The 1,422-nt window shown below is 61.9% G+C and carries 1 protein-coding gene; it reads right to left on the bottom strand.

Annotation, left to right across the window (positions count from 1 at the left end):
- Nucleotides 1–19 precede the first annotated feature (19 nt).
- A complete protein-coding gene (locus FHG09_RS19635; RefSeq protein WP_152349333.1) occupies nucleotides 20–1,096 on the bottom strand; it encodes an IS110 family transposase in 1,077 nt (358 codons plus the stop codon).
- Nucleotides 1,097–1,422: the final 326 nt, after the last annotated feature.

The following is a 1,422-nucleotide window of genomic DNA, read 5'->3' as shown; positions in this document are numbered from 1 at the left end:
GCCGATCCTTCTATGTCTGTCAAGCCGGCGTGGGAATTGTTTCTAGCCCGTTAAGAATCTTGAAAACTCGACGCGCGAGATACCATTTGAGCTTGCGCTTGAGCTCCCTCTTCGACTTCTTCGTCGGGTCCTCACCAAAGCGCTGGGCAACATAAGCCCTGGTCGTCTCATCGTGGATCATCCGGTTCGTGATCACCGTGTGCAAGGCCCGGTTCAACTGCCGATCCCCACCCCTGTTCAACCGGTGTCGGTGCGTGTTGCCCGACGAAGCAGGGATCGGATTCGCCCCCGCCAGGGCTGCGAACGCAGCCGCGTTACGGACTCGTCCCGGATGCGACCAAGCGGTGAAGAACACCGCGGCAGTGAACGTACCGATCCCGGGTTCGGCCAGCAAGACTGCCGCCGGACTGGCCTCAACAAGTTCAGCGAGCTTGTCATGGTTGTCCTGCAGATCGTCGTCAAGATCGAGGACGCGTTTAGCTAAACGGACCGCTTCGTCCCGGGACGTGGCCAGGCCGATGTCTTCCTTCCTCGACCGCCATTTCGAGATCTCGACGAACTGGGCATCGGTCAACGAGTTACGGGCATCAATTCCCAGATCGACAGTGCGCACCAACGCAGTCAGGGAGTTGATCATCCGGGTACGTTCCTTGGACATCGCGTCCCGGGCTGCCAGCAGCACGCGCAGGCCCTGGCGGACGCCTTCGCCTTGGCGTGGCCACCGCAGCTGGTCGGTGTGTAGCGCCAGCACGGATTTCGCGATCCGGTAGGAGTCGAGCTCATCGCTCTTACCCACGCCGTACCGGGCTTTGGCATCCATGCGCCCGGCTTCGACAACGGAGTACCCGTCGGCGGTGATGTGTCCGGTCAGCACCGCCCCGTAGGAGGCGGTTCCTTCCACGACCCAGAGGGTGTCGAGGTCACCGTCAGTGCGCCGGCCAACCCAGGTCAGGGCTCGTTTGATCCCGGCCCTAGACGCCGGGAAACTGCGGGTAGCGACGAGGAGACCGGTGTTGGTGATGATCGTGTAGACGTGGTTCCTGGCGTGGGTATCAACGCCGATGAAGAAGTTGTATAAGTGCGCGACAATGGACATGGCGGTTCGAAGCTTCCTGATTGACCGATAGGTTGACCGGCCGCTTGCGGCCGGTACCGGTCCGGGATGAGGTCACTTCGGAACAACACTGTGATGAGTCACGCCCCCGGTTATCCGGGGGCGGACAGCCTTCTGATCAAGTCACCGAGGTGGGCCGGGCTGGTGCCGGCCGCACCACCCATGTGATCGGACAAATCGGCCCGAGGACACCACACGGGGTGGGTCACCGCCAGGTTGAGTCACGATCACGGGATGGGTACGGCCAACACCTACTCTGCCAGCCGGTCCCAGACCAGCCACTACCAAGACTCACAGCCGTCAGGTAG

The organism is Brevibacterium sp. CFH 10365 (genome assembly GCF_009299785.1).
Lineage (GTDB): Bacteria > Actinomycetota > Actinomycetes > Actinomycetales > Brevibacteriaceae > Brevibacterium > Brevibacterium limosum.
This window is presented reverse-complemented; position numbering and strand designations above follow the sequence as displayed.

Bases quoted from the DNA above. Each gene is read 5' to 3' on its own strand.
- FHG09_RS19635 (WP_152349333.1), bottom strand. From the start codon at position 1,096: ATGTCCATTGTCGCGCACTTATACAACTTCTTCATCGGCGTTGATACC.